This window comes from Gordonia sp. (in: high G+C Gram-positive bacteria) (genome assembly GCF_047600385.1).
Taxonomy (GTDB): Bacteria; Actinomycetota; Actinomycetes; order Mycobacteriales; family Mycobacteriaceae; genus Gordonia.
Genome location: NZ_JASGKZ010000001.1, coordinates 2892817 through 2910449 on the forward strand (window position 1 = coordinate 2892817; position 17633 = coordinate 2910449).

General features: G+C 70.5%; 14 protein-coding genes, 1 pseudogene and 1 riboswitch. All 15 genes and pseudogenes read left to right on the top strand.

Annotation, left to right across the window (positions count from 1 at the left end):
* The first annotated feature begins 465 nt into the window (after positions 1-465).
* The 15 genes and pseudogenes from rpe (at position 466) to ppc (ending at position 17584) form a co-directional block, all read left to right on the top strand.
* Complete coding sequence (gene rpe, locus QM809_RS13030) at positions 466-1182, top strand: ribulose-phosphate 3-epimerase (RefSeq protein ID WP_415046187.1); 717 nt, start codon at positions 466-468, stop codon at positions 1180-1182.
* A gap of 398 nt (positions 1183-1580) precedes the next feature.
* On the top strand, positions 1581-2570 hold the full coding sequence (gene ribD / locus QM809_RS13035) for a bifunctional diaminohydroxyphosphoribosylaminopyrimidine deaminase/5-amino-6-(5-phosphoribosylamino)uracil reductase RibD (RefSeq protein WP_415047084.1): 990 nt from the start codon (positions 1581-1583) through the stop codon (positions 2568-2570).
* A gap of 226 nt (positions 2571-2796) precedes the next feature.
* Positions 2797-2960: riboswitch (FMN riboswitch) on the top strand.
* A gap of 79 nt (positions 2961-3039) precedes the next feature.
* A complete protein-coding gene (locus QM809_RS13040) occupies positions 3040-3666 on the top strand; it encodes a riboflavin synthase (RefSeq protein WP_415046188.1) in 627 nt (208 codons plus the stop codon).
* A gap of 5 nt (positions 3667-3671) precedes the next feature.
* A complete protein-coding gene (locus QM809_RS13045; protein WP_415046189.1) occupies positions 3672-4988 on the top strand; it encodes a bifunctional 3,4-dihydroxy-2-butanone-4-phosphate synthase/GTP cyclohydrolase II in 1317 nt (438 codons plus the stop codon).
* Positions 4985-5461 carry a 6,7-dimethyl-8-ribityllumazine synthase gene (ribH, locus tag QM809_RS13050; RefSeq protein ID WP_415046190.1) on the top strand — a complete coding sequence of 159 codons (477 nt, stop codon included), beginning with the start codon at positions 4985-4987 and terminating at the stop codon, positions 5459-5461. Before QM809_RS13045 ends, ribH begins: the two co-directional genes overlap by 4 nt.
* Positions 5458-5943, top strand: coding sequence for a PH domain-containing protein (locus QM809_RS13055; protein ID WP_415046191.1), 486 nt, complete (start codon positions 5458-5460; stop codon positions 5941-5943). The genes ribH and QM809_RS13055 overlap by 4 nt, the downstream gene beginning before the upstream one ends.
* A gap of 187 nt (positions 5944-6130) precedes the next feature.
* Positions 6131-8168: pseudogene (gene uvrC, locus QM809_RS13060) on the top strand (excinuclease ABC subunit UvrC).
* A gap of 17 nt (positions 8169-8185) precedes the next feature.
* Positions 8186-9064 (top strand): RNase adapter RapZ, encoded by an 879-nt coding sequence (gene rapZ, locus QM809_RS13065; protein ID WP_415046192.1) that lies wholly within the window; start codon positions 8186-8188, stop codon positions 9062-9064.
* Positions 9061-10092 (top strand): gluconeogenesis factor YvcK family protein, encoded by a 1032-nt coding sequence (locus QM809_RS13070; RefSeq protein ID WP_415046193.1) that lies wholly within the window; start codon positions 9061-9063, stop codon positions 10090-10092. Before rapZ ends, QM809_RS13070 begins: the two co-directional genes overlap by 4 nt.
* 104 nt (positions 10093-10196) lie before the next feature.
* A complete protein-coding gene (gene whiA / locus QM809_RS13075) occupies positions 10197-11180 on the top strand; it encodes a DNA-binding protein WhiA (RefSeq protein ID WP_415046194.1) in 984 nt (327 codons plus the stop codon).
* Positions 11181-11291: 111 nt separating this feature from the next.
* The gene (gene gap, locus QM809_RS13080; protein WP_415046195.1) at positions 11292-12308 is read left to right on the top strand and encodes a type I glyceraldehyde-3-phosphate dehydrogenase; all 1017 of its coding nucleotides are present in this window, start codon (positions 11292-11294) and stop codon (positions 12306-12308) included.
* Positions 12309-12313: 5 nt separating this feature from the next.
* A complete protein-coding gene (locus QM809_RS13085) occupies positions 12314-13531 on the top strand; it encodes a phosphoglycerate kinase (RefSeq protein WP_415046196.1) in 1218 nt (405 codons plus the stop codon).
* A 3-nt stretch (positions 13532-13534) separates the two neighbouring features.
* Positions 13535-14323 (top strand): triose-phosphate isomerase, encoded by a 789-nt coding sequence (gene tpiA / locus QM809_RS13090; protein WP_415046197.1) that lies wholly within the window; start codon positions 13535-13537, stop codon positions 14321-14323.
* Positions 14324-14423: 100 nt separating this feature from the next.
* Positions 14424-14657, top strand: a complete 234-nt coding sequence (secG, locus tag QM809_RS13095) for a preprotein translocase subunit SecG (protein ID WP_415046198.1) — start codon at positions 14424-14426, stop codon at positions 14655-14657.
* 77 nt (positions 14658-14734) lie between these two features.
* Positions 14735-17584 carry a phosphoenolpyruvate carboxylase gene (gene ppc / locus QM809_RS13100; RefSeq protein WP_415046199.1) on the top strand — a complete coding sequence of 950 codons (2850 nt, stop codon included), beginning with the start codon at positions 14735-14737 and terminating at the stop codon, positions 17582-17584.
* Positions 17585-17633: the final 49 nt, after the last annotated feature.

Consider the following 17633-nt stretch of genomic DNA (forward strand, 5'->3'; position numbering starts at 1 on the left):
GCGGTGCGGGCGGAGCCTGGTGCGGCGGAGTCTGGTGCGGCGGCGGGCCGGTGCTCGCGTCGAGCGGTGCGGGGCCCTGCAGACGTGGTGCGGAGGGCGGCGTTCCCGCGAATCGCGGGGGCGTGGGCGGGGTGTTCGACGCGCCGGGTGGCGGCCCGGGTGCGGGACCCGTCGGGTGTCCGGCCGGAGGTCGCTGCGGTGGTCGGGGAGGACCCGGATGCGCCGGACCCGGAGCGGGTGATCCCGGGAACGGGCCGGAGTGGGGAAGAGGAGGGCGCGGCCCACCGCCGTCGGAAGGGGGATACGGGGGCTGAGCCGGCATGCTTCTCCTCCTCGAATCGATCCCGGAAATGTCAGATCGATCACATAAGAGTAGGGCGAACCGGTGTGCGGTGGGCGTTTCGTCGGTTGAACGGAGGACGTCGGGTGGCGGCCTCGTCGTCGTGCAAACGTAGACTCACAGGCATGTGTCAACGCCCCGCGCCGATGATCGCGCCCTCGATCCTGTCCGCCGACTTCGCGAATCTGGCCTCGGAGATCGCGGCCGTCGGCCCCTCCGACGTCGATCCGGGCGTCGACTGGGTGCACGTCGACGTGATGGACAATCACTTCGTCCCGAACCTGACGCTCGGCCTCCCGGTGGTGGAGTCGCTGCTCAAGGCGACCGACATCCCGCTCGACTGCCACCTGATGATCGCCGACCCGGGCCGTTGGGCGCCGCCGTACGCCGAGGCCGGCGCCTACAACGTGAGCTTTCACGCCGAGGCCGCCGACGATCCGGTCTCCGTCGCACGGGACATCCGCGCGGCGGGCGGCAAGGCGGGCCTGGGCATCAAGCCGGGTACCGACCTGCAGCCGTACCTGGAGATCCTGCCCGAGTTCGACACGCTCCTCATCATGAGTGTGGAACCCGGATTCGGCGGCCAGAAGTTCATGCCGGAGGTGCTGGGGAAGGTCCGTGAACTGCGCAAGGTGATCGACGCCGAACAGCTCAAGCTGATCGTCGAGATCGACGGCGGTATCCACAACGGCACCATCGAGGAGGCCGCCGAGGCTGGCGTGGACTGCTTCGTGGCCGGTTCCGCGGTGTACGGCGGCGACGACCCGGCCGCGCGTGTCGCCGAACTCCGGCGTCTCGCCACCGCCGCATCGAGTGCCGCCGCGTCGAGCGTCGACGCCTGAGCACGAGGAAACCCCGAACCCGGGTAGGCGACCGCGACCCGGGCCGAACACCAGGAAGCCGAGTCCCAGGAACGATGAGCGAACAGGAACTGCCCGGAAGCGTGCCGGACGTCCCCGAACCGACCGAGTCCGCCGCGCCGGAAGACGCCGCCGCGCCGGCCTCGGAAGCCGGTTCCGGCGATCCCGCGACACTCGAGGCGGAAGACCCCGCGACGGAAAACCTTGAGACGGAGAGCCCTGAGACGGAAAGTCCTGAGACGGAGAGCCCTGCGAAGGCGGACGTCGAAGCGACGGCCGTGGAACTCTCGGGCCTGCTCTCTCCGGAGTCCGCGGCGCCGGCGAACGACTCCCCGGCGGAGCCGGAGACGTCGGCCGGACCGCTGACCGTCGAGGACGCGATGGACCTGGCGATCGAGGCCTCCGTCGCGGCGATCGGGTTCAGTTCGCCCAACCCGCCGGTCGGCGCAGTGATCCTGGACGCCGCCGGCACGGTGGTCGGCGTCGGCCACACGCAGCCGCCGGGCGGCCCGCACGCCGAAGTGGTCGCGCTCGCCCAGGCCGGAGAGGCCGCCCGCGGGGGAACCGCGGTGGTCACCCTGGAGCCGTGCGACCACACCGGCCGCACCGGCCCCTGTACGCAGGCGCTGCTGGATGCGGGCATCGCCCGCGTGTTCTACGGAGTGAGCGACCCGAACCCAGAGGCCGCCGGGGGCGCGGACAGACTGATCGCCGCCGGTGTGCCCGTGGTCGGCGGCGTGTTCGAGGCGGACATCCGGTGGGGTGTGCTGCGTCCGTGGCTCTTCCGCCGGCAGCACGGTCGCCCCCTGGTCACCGCGAAGGTCGCCTCGACCATGGACGGCCGGGTGGCCGCACCGGACCGCACCAGCCGATGGATCACCGGCCCGGAGGCGCGGCTGCACGCGCACGCCCAGCGCGCCCGGGTGGATGCGATCGTGGTCGGAACGGGGACCGCGCTCGCCGACGACCCCTCGCTCACCGCGCGCCGGTCCGACGACACCCTGCACCCGCACCAGCCCGTCCGCGTGGTGATGGGTCTGCGCGATCTGCCGCCGGAGGCCAAACTCCACGACGACAGCGCTCCGCTCGTCCAGGTCCGCTCGCACCGCCCGGAGGACGTGTTCGCGCAGGTGCCCGACGCGCTGTGGGTCCTGGTGGAAGGCGGACCCGGCGTGCTCGGCGCGTTCCTGTCCGCCGGCCTGGTGGACGAGATCCACTGGTATCTGGCGCCCACGGTCCTGGGCGACGGCATCCCGGCGGTCGCCGACGGTGACGTCACGACGCTCACGCAGGCGCATCGGTTCCGCCGCGAGTCGTTCGCGGCCCTCGGCGACGACCTGCTGGTGACCCTCGTCCCGCGGACCGACTGAAGTCTCGCGTCCCCAGCTGTGCCGTGACCGGTCGCGCCGACCGGTGCTCCGGCGTGTCCGTCCGGGTCCGTCGGGGTCCGTCGGGGCCGCGGCGGACCCGTCCGACGCAGCGGGATCGGGCTTCTCTCCGCGCGGGACGATTTCGGCTCGTGCTGCGCATATCTCCCGCTGCAGGACGATGCCGGTGCGGGCGATACCACCCCCGCACGACGTGCTACTTTCGAAACCGAGTTCTCGGGGCGGGGTGGAATTCCCCACCGGCGGTGATGGAACTCCGGTCGGCACGTCGACCGGATCCGAGCCCGCGAGCGCCCGCACGATGTGCGGGGTCAGCAGACTCCGGTGCGAATCCGGGGCCGACGGTCAGAGTCCGGATACGAGAGAACGGCGGTGCGGCACCCGGCCGCGACCTGTCCTCCCCGAGCACGCATCGACCCCGGTCGATCGGCAGCACGGCGAAGGAGAGACGGTGTTCACCGGAATCATCGAGGAGCGAGGCGAGATCGTCGGGCGCGACGACCTGGACCGCGCCGCGCGTTTCAGCATCCGAGGACCGCTGGTCACCGGCGACGCCGGATTCGGCGATTCGATCGCGGTGAACGGCGTGTGCCTCACCGTCGTCACGCTCGACGACGACGTGTTCACCGTCGACGTGATGGACGAGACCCTGCAGCGCAGCTCGCTCGGTCGGCTCACCGCCGGAGCCCCGGTGAACCTCGAGCGCGCGATGGCGGCCGGCGGCCGGTTCGGCGGGCACATCGTGCAGGGACACGTCGACGGGGTCGGGGAGATCCTGGCGATCTCGCCGACCGAGCACTGGACCGTCGTGCGCGTCGGGATACCCGCCGACCTGGCGAAGTACGTCGTCGAGAAGGGGTCGATCACCGTCGACGGCACCTCGCTGACCGTGTCCGCGGTGGGGGAGGACGACGGCCGCGACTGGCTGGAGGTCTCGCTGATCCCCACCACCCTGGCCGAGACCATCCTGGGCCTGGCCGCCGTCGGCGACCCGGTGAACCTCGAGGTCGACGTGATCGCCAAATATGTAGAACGGCTGACGACGAAGTCCGCCGAGACCGATCCGAAAGGCGCATGAGCCCCATGAGTGAAGAGACCCCGACCGTGACGCTGGACAGCGTCGAGCGGGCACTCGCCGACATCGCGGCCGGTAAGGCCGTCGTCGTCGTGGACGACGAAGACCGCGAGAACGAGGGCGACCTCATCTTCGCCGCCGAGAAGGCGACGCCGGAACTGGTCGCCTTCATGGTGCGCTACACCTCCGGGTACATCTGCGTGCCGCTGGAGAGCCCGGACTGCGATCGGCTCGGTCTGCCGCCGATGTACTCGGTGAACCAGGACAAGCACGGGACCGCCTACACGGTCACGGTGGATGCGCGCGAGGGCATCGGCACCGGTATCAGCGCCGCGGATCGTGCGAAGACGATCCTCAAGCTCGCCGAGCCGACCTCGGCCGCCCACGACTTCACCCGGCCGGGGCACGTCGTGCCGCTGCGCGCGAAGGAGGGCGGCGTGCTGCGCCGGCCCGGTCACACCGAGGCCGCCGTCGACCTGGCCCGGCTCGCGGGCCTGCGTCCGGCCGGCGTGATCTGCGAGATCGTCAGCCAGAAGGACGAGGGCGAGATGGCCCGCACCGACGAGCTGCGCGTCTTCGCCGACGAGCACGACCTCGCGCTGATCTCCATCGCCGACCTCATCGCGTGGCGCCGCCGCAACGAGAAGCACGTCGTCCGGGTCGCCGAAGCACGCATCCCGACCGAGTTCGGCGACTTCACGGCCGTCGGCTACTCGAGCCCGTACGACGACGTCGAGCACGTCGCGCTGGTCAAGGGCGACCTCACCGGCGACGACGGCAAGGGCGAGGACGTGCTGGTGCGGGTGCACTCGGAATGCCTCACCGGCGACGTCTTCGGTTCGCTGCGCTGCGACTGCGGTCCGCAGCTGCAGGCGGCGATGGAGGCCGTGGCGCAGGAGGGCCGCGGCGTGGTGCTGTACATGCGCGGGCACGAGGGCCGCGGGATCGGCCTGCTGCACAAGCTGCAGGCCTATCAGCTGCAGGACAACGGTGCCGACACCGTCGATGCGAATCTGGAACTCGGGCTGCCCGCGGACGCCCGCGACTACGGTCTCGGCGCGCAGATCCTGGTCGACCTCGGGGTCCGCTCCATGCGGCTGCTGACCAACAACCCGGCCAAGCGCGTCGGACTCGACGGTTACGGACTCCAGATCGTCGACCGGGTGCCGATGCCGGTGCGGGCGAACAAGGAGAACCTGCGCTACCTGAAGACCAAGCGCGACCGGATGGGGCACGACCTCGAAGGCCTGGACGCACTGGACTACGAGACGGCCTCGGACGACGAGACCGCCGAGGACACGAACGACGAGGGGACGCGGGCATGAGCGGACACGGAGAACCCACGCTGGAACTGGCCGAGGCCGGTGAGCTGAAGGTCGCGATCGTCGCCTCGCAGTGGCACGAGGTGATCTGCACCGCGCTGCTCGACGGTGCGGTCCGCGCCGCCGCGTCGGCCGGGGTCGTCGACCCGACCGTCGTGCGGGTGGCCGGGGCGATCGAGCTGCCGGTGATCACCCAGGCGCTGGCCCGGACGCACGACGCGGTGGTGGCGCTCGGCGTGGTGATCAAGGGCGAGACCCCGCACTTCGAGTACGTGTGCGATGCGGTCACCGCCGGACTCACCCGGGTCTCGCTCGACGAGTCGACCCCCGTCGGCAACGGCGTGCTGACCACCCTGAACGAGGCCCAGGCGATCAACCGGTCGGGTCTTCCGGGATCGTCGGAGGACAAGGGCGCGCAGGCGATGTCCGCCGCGTTGGCCTCGGCGCTGGTGCTGCGGGAGCTCGCCGCACGATGAGTGCCGCCGCCGACCGTTCGACGGACCGGAAACCGGCCGACGACTGGGAGTACGTGTACCGGCCGAAGGCCGTCCGGAAGATCGTCGGTGCGGCCGTCGCGGTCGTGATCGTGATCCACGTGACCTTCGGTCTGCTGCTCGACCACTCCTACACCGGTGTCACCATCGACTGGGCCGACAAGCTGTCGCTCATCGGCGTCGGCGTGGTGATCTGCGGTGCCCTGCTGCTGCTGGTCCGGCCGCGACTGCGGTTCGGGCCGCAGGGCGTCGGGGTGCTGAACCTGGTGACCGAGCGCGTGTACGGCTGGGACGACGTGGTCGGCATGGACTACCCGGACAAGGCCCAGTGGGCCCGGCTGCTGTTCCCGTACGACGAGCACATCCCGGTGATGGCGATCCAGGCCCGCGACGGCGAGGCCGCGGTGGCCGCAATGCGCAGTTTCCGCGAGTACCGGGAGAAGTACGCCACCCGCACCCGCTGAGCGGGTTCTCTCGGAGAGCGGACTGCCTCGGTGATCGAGCGGAGTCGAGATCACTCGGTCGCCCGGGCGGTGGTCTCGACTCCGCTCGACCGGCGAAGAGGGATCGCTCGACCGGCGAACCAGGGTCGCTCGGTCGGCGAACCCGGGCGGGTGAATCCTGTCGGTACCGACGACTACCCTGGACCACGTGGCCGATCCGACGACCTACCGCCCGGCACCGGGCACGATCCCGACCGATCCCGGCGTGTACAAGTTCCGGGACGCGCACGGGCGGGTCGTCTACGTCGGCAAGGCGAAGAGCCTGCGACAGAGGTTGTCGTCGTACTTCGCCGACCTGTCGACGCTGCACCCGCGGACCCGGCAGATGGTGACCACCGCGGCCTCGGTGGAGTGGACCGTCGTCGGCACCGAGGTGGAGGCCCTGCAGCTCGAGTACAACTGGATCAAGGAGTTCGATCCACGGTTCAACGTCCGCTACCGCGACGACAAGTCGTACCCGATGCTCGCGGTGACGATGAACGAGGAGTATCCGCGGGTCTTCGTCTACCGCGGTGCCCGCAAACCCGGCATCCGGTACTTCGGTCCGTATCCGCACGCCTGGGCGATCCGGGAGACCGTCGACCTGCTGACCCGCGTGTTCCCGGTCCGGACCTGCTCCTCCGGCGTCTTCCGCCGCAACGCCCAGATGGGGCGGCCGTGCCTGCTCGGCTACATCGACAAGTGCGCCGCACCGTGCATTGATCGGGTCGGCCCGGCCGAGCACCGGGCGATCGCCGACGACTTCTGCGACTTCCTCGCGGGGCGGACCGGCACCCTGATACGCCGCCTGGAACGGGAGATGACCGCCGCCGCCGAGGATCTCGACTTCGAGCGCGCCGCCCGGCTCCGCGACGACCTGTCCGCTTTGCGCAAGGCCATGGAGAAGCAGGCCGTGGTGCTCGGCGACGGGACCGACGCCGACGTCGTCGCCATGGTGGGCGACGAACTGGAGACGTCGGTGGCGATCTTCCACGTCCGCGACGGCCGGGTCCGCGGTGAGCGCGGCTGGGTGGTGGAGGTGCAGGAGAACGCCACCCTCGCCGACCAGGTCGGCACGTTCCTGCTGCAGTTCTACGGCGACGAGTCGGAGATGAGTTCGGGGATCCCCCGCGAGGTCCTGGTGCCCGAACTCCCCGAGGAGGCCGAGGAGCTCACCGAGTGGCTCTCGGAACGACGGGGCAGCAGGGTCTCGCTGCGGGTGCCGCAGCGCGGCGACAAGCGCACGCTGGCCGAGACCGTCGAACGCAACGCCGGAGAGGCGCTGACCAGGCACAAGCTCAAGCGAGCCGGTGACCTGACCACGCGGTCGGCCGCGCTGACCGAACTGCAGGAGGCGCTCGGCATGGACGACGCCCCGCTGCGCATCGAATGCATCGACATCTCGCACGTGCAGGGCACCGACGTGGTCGCCTCGCTCGTGGTGTTCGAGGACGGTCTGCCCCGCAAGTCCGACTACCGGCACTACTCGATCACCGAGGCCGCCGGCGACGGCCACAGCGACGACGTCGCCTCCATCGCCGAGGTGACCCGGCGGCGCTTCCTCCGGCATTCGGAAGGACACGGCCGGATCGGGTTCCGCGCCGGAGACCGTCACCGCGAGCGGCGTCGGTGCGGGCTCGGACGAGGCGGGCTCGGACAACGGGGGAGACCTCGCCCCCGAAGCGGCCATCGACCCGAAGACCGGCCGGCCGCGCCGGTTCGCCTATCCGCCGAACCTGTTCGTCGTCGACGGCGGCGCGCCGCAGGTGCACGCGGCGGCGGCGGTGCTCGACGAGCTCGGCGTCACCGACGTGACACTCGTCGGTCTGGCGAAAAGACTGGAAGAAGTGTGGGTTCCGGGCGACGATGATCCGGTGATCCTGCCACGCAACTCCGAAGCGCTGTTCCTGCTGCAGCGGGTCCGCGACGAGGCGCATCGGTTCGCGATCGGGTTCCATCGGTCCAAGCGCACCAAACGGATGACGGCGTCGGCCCTCGACGGCATCGCGGGTCTGGGCGCGACCCGGCGCACCGCGCTGGTCACCCATTTCGGTTCCGTCGCCCGACTCAAGGAGGCCGAGATCGACGAGATCGCCCAGGTCCCGGGTGTCGGGATCACCACCGCACGCTCGGTCTACGAGGCCCTGCACCGGCCCGAGACTACCGCCGCAGCCGCCGGCGCCACCACAGAGAGGACGTCCCCGTGACAGCATCCGAGAGCACGATGAGAACGGTTCTGTTCGTCACCGGCATGTCCGGTGCGGGCCGCACGTCGGTCGCCAACGTCCTGGAGGACGACGGCTGGTACGTGGCCGACAACGTCCCCGTCGCCGTGATCGCCCAGGTGATCGAGGGCATCCGCACCGCCGAGGTCGATCATCAGAAGATCGCCATGGTCCTGCGGCCGACCGGACCGGGGTTCGCCGACGAACTGGCGCATCTCCGGGCGGAGCTCGCCGACGGCGGCGCACAGACCTACCTGCTCTTCGTCGACGCCTCCGATCCGGTGCTCATCCGCCGTTTCGAACAGGTCCGACGCCGCCACCCCCTCCAGGGGTCGGGCACCCTCTCCGAGGGCATCGCAGCCGAACGCGCGATGCTCGCCGGCGTCAAGGCGGACGCGCAGACCGTCATCGACACCTCGGATCTGTCGGCGACCCGGTTGCGGACGCTCGTCGCGAAGGCGTTCCCGTCCCGGACCGGCCCGAGTCTGTCGATCGCGGTGCAGTCGTTCGGGTTCAAGTACGGTCTGCCGATCGACTGCGACCTGGTCGCCGACGTCCGGTTCCTGCCGAACCCGTACTGGATCCCCGAGCTGCGGGAGCACAACGGCCGGGATGCGCCGGTGCGCGACTACGTGCTCGGCCAGCCCGACGCCCTGGAGTTCCAACGGCGGTACGTCGAACTCGTCGACATCGTCGCCCGCGGCTACGAACGGGAGGGCAAAGGCTACATGACCATCGGGATCGGGTGCACCGGCGGCAAGCACCGCAGCGTCGCGATGACCGAGGAGCTCACCCGGCGGCTCGCGGCCGAGACCGATGCCGACGGGGCGCCGCGGTACGAGGTCCAGGCCACCCACCGAGATCTGGGGCGTGAATGAGCACGGCGGATCCGCTCTCGGACCTGCGCCGCGACGGCCTCCGCGCGGTCGCCCTCGGCGGCGGGCACGGTCTGTACAACACGCTCACGGCCCTGCGGTATCTGACCGACGACGTCACCGCCGTGGTGACCGTCGCCGACGACGGCGGCTCGTCCGGGCGGCTGCGCCACGAACTCGGCGGGATCCCGCCCGGTGACCTCCGGATGGCGCTGTCGGCACTGATCTCGGCGCCTGCGGCCCTGGCCGGGCTCGCCGAGCACGACCCGGCGGCCGCGGAACGCCGCAGACGGTGGGCCGAACTGCTGCAGCATTGCTTCGGCGGCAGCGGGGCCCTCGCCGGCCACCCGGTGGGCAACCTCGTGCTCGCCGGGATCGAGGACTCGACCGGCGACATCGTCGGCGCGCTCGACGGGATGATCCACCTCTTCGGCATCGAGGGCCGGGTGCTCCCGATGGCCACCGAGCCGCTGGTGATCGAGGCCGACGTCACCGGACTCGAAGAGGATCCGCGGATGAGCCGGGTGATCCGCGGTCAGGTCGCCGTGGCGACCACCCCGGGCGTGGTCCGCCGGGTCCGGGTGACCCCCGCGGCGCCGGCCGCCTGCCGGGAGGCCGTCGAGGCCATCGAGGCGGCCGACGTCGTGACGCTCGGGCCCGGCTCCTGGTTCTCCAGCGTGATCCCGCACGTCCTGGTGCCCGAGCAGCTCGCGGCGCTGCAGCGGACGTCGGCGCGCAAGGTGCTGTTCGTCAACCTCGCCAACGAGCCGGGGGAGACCACCGGGTTCTCGGTGGAGCGTCACCTGCACGTGCTCGCCGCGCACGCCGGGGAACTGAAGGTCGACGACATCGTCGTCGACGAACCGTCGATCCCGGCCGGTCGCGAACGCGCGCACCTGGAACGCACCGCGCAGCAGTTCGGGGCCCGGCTCCGGGTCGCCGAACTGGCGGTGACCGGACAGGACGTGCACGATCCCGTCAAGTCGGCCAGAACGCTGAATCGGCTTCTGGCGGAATCCGGATCGGACTGAGCACGCGCTAATCTGGTCGGAGGCATCGCGCCGTGGGACGGCGACGGTGACGGAGCACCAGGGGTGAGCGCGCGGGAGCGTGAGGCGAAGGAGGTTCGGTCGAGTTGGCGATGACTGGGGCGGTCAAGGACGAGTTGAGCCGACTGTCGGTTCCTCAGCACAGCTGCCGGAAGGCCGAGGTCTCCGCGCTCCTGCGTTTCGCCGGCGGCCTCCACATCGTGGCGGGCCGAGTGGTGGTGGAGGCCGAGGTGGACCTGGGCAGCGTGGCCCGGCGCCTGCGGTACGAGATCCACGACCTCTTCGGGTACGCCTCCGAGGTCCACGTGCTGCGGTCGAGCGGCGGCCGCAAGAGCGCGCGATACATCGTGCGGGTCAGCAAGGACGGCGAAGCGCTCGCCCGGCAGACCGGTCTGCTCGACACCCGCGGCCGCCCGGTGCGCGGCCTGCCCGCGCAGGTGGTGGGCGGCAGCATCGGCGACGCCGAGGCCGCGTGGCGCGGTGCGTTCCTCGCGCACGGCTCGCTCACCGAACCGGGCCGGTCGTCGTCGCTGGAGGTCAGCTGTCCCGGCCCGGAGGCCGCCCTCGCCCTGGTCGGTGCGGCGCGCCGGATCGGCGTCGTCGCCAAGGCCCGGGAGGTCCGCGGCAGCGACCGGGTGGTGATCCGGGACGGCGAGGCCATCGGCGCGCTGCTCACCCGGATGGGGGCGCAGGAGACCCGCCTGGTGTGGGAGGAGCGCCGGATGCGCCGCGAGGTGCGGGCCACCGCGAACCGGCTGGCGAACTTCGACGACGCCAACCTCCGCCGCTCGGCCCGCGCCGCGGTCGCGGCCGCGGCCCGGGTGGAGCGCGCGCTGGAGATCCTCGGCGACGAGGTCCCCGACCATCTCGTGGCGGCCGGACGTCTGCGCATCGAACATCGTCAGGCCTCGCTCGAGGAACTCGGGCAGCTCGCCGACCCGCAGATGACCAAGGACGCCGTGGCCGGCCGCATCCGTCGTCTGCTGTCGATGGCCGACAAGAAGGCGCGCACCGAAGGACTGCCCGACACCGAGTCCGCGGTGACCCCGGAACTGCTCGACGAGGCGTGAGGGACATCGCATCCGGCCCTTAGGGTGCCGTGCGGTCTCGCGGCCATTAGGCTGGGAGCAGTGGGCCGGACCATCCTCACCGGCTCTTCACCCATGGCTAAGGAGCACATAGTGACTGTTCGGGTAGGCATCAACGGATTCGGCCGCATTGGCCGTAACTTCTTCCGTGCCGTGCTGGCGCAGAATGCGGCCGGCACCTCCGACATCGAGATCGTCGCGGTCAACGACCTGACCGACATCAACACCCTCGCTCACCTGCTCAAGTTCGACACCATCCTGGGCCGTCTGGCCGAGGACGTCAGCGTCGACGGCGACACCATCGTCGTCGGCGACAAGCGCATCAAGGCGCTCGCCATCAAGGAGGGCCCCGCCGCCCTGCCGTGGGGCGATCTGGGCGTCGACGTCGTCGTCGAGTCGACCGGCATCTTCACCTCGCGCGAGAAGGCCCAGGGCCACCTGGACGCCGGCGCCAAGAAGGTCATCATCTCGGCTCCGGCCAGCGATGAGGACATCACCATCGTGATGGGCGTCAACGACGACAAGTACGACGGCAGCCAGAACATCATCTCGAACGCCTCGTGCACCACCAACTGCCTCGGCCCGTTCGCCAAGGTCCTGCACGACGAGTTCGGCATCAAGCAGGGTCTGATGACCACCGTGCACGCCTACACCCAGGACCAGAACCTGCAGGACGCCCCGCACAAGGACCTGCGTCGCGCCCGCGCCGCCGCCGTCAACATCGTCCCGACCTCGACCGGCGCCGCCAAGGCCATCGCCCTGGTCCTCCCGGAGCTCAAGGGCAAGCTCGACGGCTACGCCCTGCGCGTGCCGATCCCCACCGGCTCGGTCACCGATCTCACCGTCGAGCTCGAGAAGGAGGCCACCGCGGAGGAGATCAACGCCGCGATGAAGGCCGCCGCCGAGGGCCCGATGAAGGGCATCCTGAAGTACTACGACGAGCCGATCGTCTCCAGCGACATCGTCACCGATCCGCACTCGTCGCTGTTCGACGCCGGTCTGACCAAGGTCATCGGCAACCAGGTCAAGGTCGTCTCCTGGTACGACAACGAGTGGGGCTACTCGAACCGTCTCGCCGACCTGATCACCCTCGTCGCGAAGTCGCTCTGACACCGATGGCTGTACGTACTCTCAAGGACCTGCTCGCCGAGGGCGTCGAGGGCCGCGGCGTGCTGGTCCGGTCCGATTTCAACGTGCCGCTCGACGACGGTCGGATCACCGATCCGGGCCGCATCCTCGCGAGCATCCCGACGCTGAGCCGGCTCGTCGACGCCGGCGCGAAGGTGATCATCACCGCGCACCTGGGCCGCCCGAAGGGCGAGCCCGATCCGGCGCTGTCGCTGGCGCCGGTCGCCGCCCGCCTCGCCGAGGAGCTGGGCCGCAACGTCCAGCTCGCCGGCGACGTGGTCGGCTCGGATGCGCTCGCCCGCGCCGAGGGCCTCACCGACGGCGACGTGCTGCTGCTGGAGAACATCCGCTTCGATCCGCGGGAGACCTCCAAGGACGACGCCGAGCGCGCCGCGCTGGCCCGCGACCTGGTGGAGCTCGTCGGCGACGACGGGGCCTTCGTCTCGGACGGTTTCGGCGTGGTCCATCGTAAGCAGGCCTCGGTCTACGACGTCGCGAAGCTGCTGCCGTCGTACGCCGGCGACCTGGTCGCCACCGAGGTCGACGTGCTCCGGCGCATCACCACCGACGTGGAGCAGCCGTACGCGGTGGTCCTCGGCGGCTCCAAGGTGTCCGACAAGCTCGCCGTGATCGAGGCGCTGGCCCCCAAGGTCGACACCCTGGTGATCGGCGGCGGCATGGCCTTCACCTTCATCAAGGCGCAGGGCAGCCCGGTGGGCGACTCGCTGCTGCAGGAGGACATGATCGACACCTGCAAGGATCTGCTCGACCGGTTCGGCGACGTCCTGCACCTGCCGCACGACATCGTGGTGGCCGACGCGTTCGCCGCCGACGCCGAGACGTCGATCGCGATGAGCGCCGACGGCTTCGAGTCCGGCATGGGTCTGGACATCGGTCCGGGCAGCGTCGAACGGTTCTCCACCGTTCTCCGCGGCGCCAAGACGGTGTTCTGGAACGGCCCGATGGGCGTCTTCGAGTTCGAGAAGTTCGCCACCGGCACCCGCGGGGTGGCCGAGGCGATCGTCGCGGCCACCGGTGACGGCGCGTTCAGCGTCGTCGGCGGCGGCGACTCGGCGGCCGCGGTGCGGTCGTTCGGTCTGGCCGACGACGCGTTCTCGCACATCTCCACCGGCGGCGGCGCCTCGCTGGAGTACCTCGAGGGCAAGGAACTCCCCGGTCTGGCCGTCCTCGAGACGGAGGGCTGAGCCGTGGCGAACCGCAAGCCGCTCATGGCGGGCAACTGGAAGTGCAACATGAACCACTTCGAGGCCATCGCGCTGGTTCAGAAGGTCGCCTTCAAGCTGCCGGAGAAGTACTACGACGAGGTCGACGTCACCGTGCTGGTGCCGTTCACCGACATCCGCAGCGTGCAGACCGTCGTCGACGGGGACAAGCTGCTGCTGACCTACGGTGCCCAGGACGTCTCCGAGCACGACTCGGGCGCCTACACCGGCGAGATCAGCGGCGCGTTCCTGGAGAAGCTCGGCTGCACCTTCGTCGCGGTCGGACACTCCGAGCGTCGCACCCTGCACGGGGAGACGAACGAGGTCGTCCTGGCCAAGACCAAGGCGGCTCTGCGGCACGGCCTCACCCCGATCGTCTGCATCGGCGAGGGGCTCGACGTCCGCGAGGCCGGCGGGCACGTCGAGTACAACGTCGAGCAGATCAAGGCTTCGCTGGCGGGGCTGTCCGCCGAGGAGATCGGTAAGACGGTCGTGGCCTACGAGCCGGTCTGGGCCATCGGCACCGGCAAGGTGGCGAGCGCTCAGGACGCGCAGGAGGTGTGTGCCGCCGTGCGCGGTGCCGTCGCCGAGATCGCCGACGCCGAGACCGCGGCCGGTCTGCGGATCCTCTACGGCGGCAGCGTGAACGCCAAGAACGCCGCCGAGCTGGTCTCCCAGCCGGACGTCGACGGCGGCCTGGTGGGCGGGGCTTCGCTGAAGCCCGACGAGTTCGCGCAACTCGCGGCGATCGCCGCGGGCGGGCCGTTGCTCTGACCGCCCGATCGATCGCGTAGACTGTGGCAGGTTGCCCGGCGTCCTTCCCGGACTCGGGCGGCCTGCCACAGTTCTTTCAACCGAACGGACCCCATCCCTCGTGATTATTGCGCTCAACGTCGGCCTGATCATCACCAGCGTGCTGCTGGTCGTTCTGGTGCTGCTGCATCGCGGTAAAGGCGGCGGCCTGTCCTCGCTGTTCGGCGGCGGCGTCCAGTCGAGCCTGTCCGGTTCGTCGGTGGTCGAGAAGAACCTCGACCGCATCACCATCTTCGTCGGTGCGCTCTGGCTGATCTTCATCGTCGCCGTGGGTCTGTTCATCAAGTACTCCTGACCGACCGAACCCCGCGTCGCCGCCCCGTCACGGCGATCGGCGCGCGGAATCGGCGCCGCGGCGCAATACTGGACTCCATGAGTTCCGACGCGCCAGCCGCCACCTCCTCCCTCGATCCCGATGCCGTCGTGAAGGCGGTGTCCACGCCGATGATCGAACACATCAAGGTCGACGACACCGGGCGTGCGGCGACCGAACCGCTGCGCGAGGACATCCGTTTCCTCGGCGGCCTCCTCGGCGACGTCATCAAGACGCACGCGGGTACCGAGACCTTCGAACTGGTCGAGAACTCCCGGCGGGACGCGTTCGCCATCCGCTACGAGGAGATCTCCCGCGACGACCTCGCCGCCCGCTACACCACGCCCTCGGTGCACGAACTGATGCCGGTGATCCGGGCGTTCTCCAACTTCGCGCTGCTGGCCAACCTCGCCGAGGACCTGCATCGGGAACGACGACGCCGCGTCCACCTGCGGGCCGGCGATCCGCCGGTGCCGTCGAGTCTCGCCGCGACCTTCGCCGCTCTGCAGGACGCCGCCCTGGGCGACGACCGGGTGGGGGCGGCGCTCGCCACCGCCGCGGTGGTGCCGGTGATCACCGCCCACCCCACCGAGACGCGCCGCCGCAGCGTCTTCGAGGCCCAGAACCGGATCACCGAGCTCATGCGCACCCGGGCGCGCACCGAGTTGACGCCGGTCGAGCAGAAGCGCCTGGACCGCGACATCTCCGAGCAGATCCTGATGCTCTGGCAGACGGCGCTGATCCGGCTGCGGCGCCTGACGATCAGCGACGAGATCACCACCGGCCTGCGGTACTACGACGCCTCCTTCTTCCGGGTGGTCCCCAATCTGAACCGCGACGTCCGGGCCGCGCTCACCGAGGCCTACCCGGGGTCCGGTCTGGGCGACCTGTCGATGATCCGGATGGGCTCGTGGATCGGCGGCGACCGCGACGGCAACCCGTACGTCACCGGGGAGGTGGTCGCCGAGGCGACGTCGAAGGCGGCGGTCGCGGCCATGCGCCACCACCTCGACGAGCTCACCGCCCTCCGGCAGGAGCTCGCCATGTCGGCGCGGCTCGTCTCGCCGATCACCGAGGGCCTGCGCGCCTTGAGCGGGGTGCCGGCCGAGGACGACGACGAACCCTTCCGTTCGGCGCTGCGCACCGTGCAGGCCCGGCTGGTGGCGGCGATGCTCGCCTCGCTGGGCCCGGAGTACCTCTCGGCCACCGAGATCGGCTGGGCCGACGGGCACGAACCCTATCCGGGGCCCGCCGAACTGCTCGCCGACCTGGACGTGATCGACGAGGCGCTGCGCACCGTCGTCGACGACATGATCGCCGACAACCGTCTCGGCGCGCTGCGGGAGGCGGTGCGCACCTTCGGTTTCCACCTGTCGGGGCTGGACATGCGCCAGAACTCGGAGACGCACGAGGAGGTCGTGCGCGAACTGCTCCGCTGGGCCGGCGTCTGCGACGACTACACCGACCTCGTCGAAGCCGAGCGCGTCGAACTGCTGGCGGCGGAGCTGACCTCGCGCCGCCCCCTCACCGGCCCGGACGCCGACCTGAGCGAGCTGGCGGTGAAAGAGCTCGACGTCGTCCGCGCCGCGGCCGGCGCCGTGGAGAAGTTCGGTCCGGAGGCCGTGCCCACCTACATCATCAGCATGTGCCAGTCGGTCTCGGACATGCTCGAGGCGATGCTCCTGCTGAAGGAGGCCGGGCTCTACGGGCTCGACGCCGACGGCACCCCGCGGTGCACGGTGCGCGTGGCCCCGCTGTTCGAGACGATCGAAGACCTGCAGGCGGGGGCGGCGATCATCTCGGCAGCGCTGGAGCTGCCGTTCTACCGGGCGATGGTCGACGGCCAGGACGGCGCCCAGGAGATCATGCTCGGCTACTCCGACTCGAACAAGGACGGCGGCTACCTGGCGGCCAACTGGGCGCTCTACCGCGCCGAACTCGACCTGGTCGCCGCGGCGAAGGAGGCCGGGATCACGCTGCGGCTGTTCCACGGCCGCGGCGGCACCGTAGGCCGCGGCGGCGGGCCGAGCTACGACGCCATCCTGGCCCAGCCGCCGGGCGCCGTGCAGGGTTCGCTGCGGATCACCGAGCAGGGCGAGATCATCGCGGCGAAGTACGCCGAACCGGTCGGCGCCCGCCGCAACCTGGAGACGCTGCTGGCGGCGACCCTGGAGTCGACCCTGCTCGACACCGAGGGCCTGGACGGCGACTCGGCCGAGGCGTACTCGGTCCTCGACGAGCTCGCCGCGCTGGCCCGCGACGCCTACAGCGAACTCGTGCACCGGACACCGGGGTTCGTCGAGTACTTCACCGACTCCACGCCGCTGTCGGAGATCGGGGCGCTGAACATCGGCAGCCGCCCGACGTCACGCAAGCAGACCACCGCCATCTCCGATCTGCGGGCCATCCCGTGGGTGCTGTCCTGGACGCAGTGCCGCGTGATGCTGCCGGGCTGGTACGGCACCGGTTCGGCCTTCGCCGAATGGGTCGGCGACGACGAGGACCGCCTGGCAAAGCTGTCCGACTACTACCGGCGCTGGCCGTTCTTCCGCTCGGTGATGAGCAACATGGCCCAGGTGCTCGCCAAATCCGATCTCGGTCTGGCCAAGCGGTACGCGGACCTGGTCCCCGACGAGGACCTGCGGGAGCGGGTCTTCACGATGATCGCGACCGAGCACGCCCGCACGCTGGAGATGTACGCGAAGATCACCGGCACCGACGACCTGCTCGCCGACAACGCCGCCCTCAAGCGCTCGGTCTACAACCGGTTCCCCTACCTGGAGCCGCTGAACCTGATGCAGATCGAACTGCTGCAGCGTTTCCGCGGGGGAGAGGACACCGGCGAGATCCGCCGCGCCATCCAGCTGACGATGAACGGCCTGGCGACGGCGCTGCGCAACAGCGGGTAGTCGGCGGAGCCGGCGACCGTGGTCTCGACTCCGCTCGACCAGCGAAGAG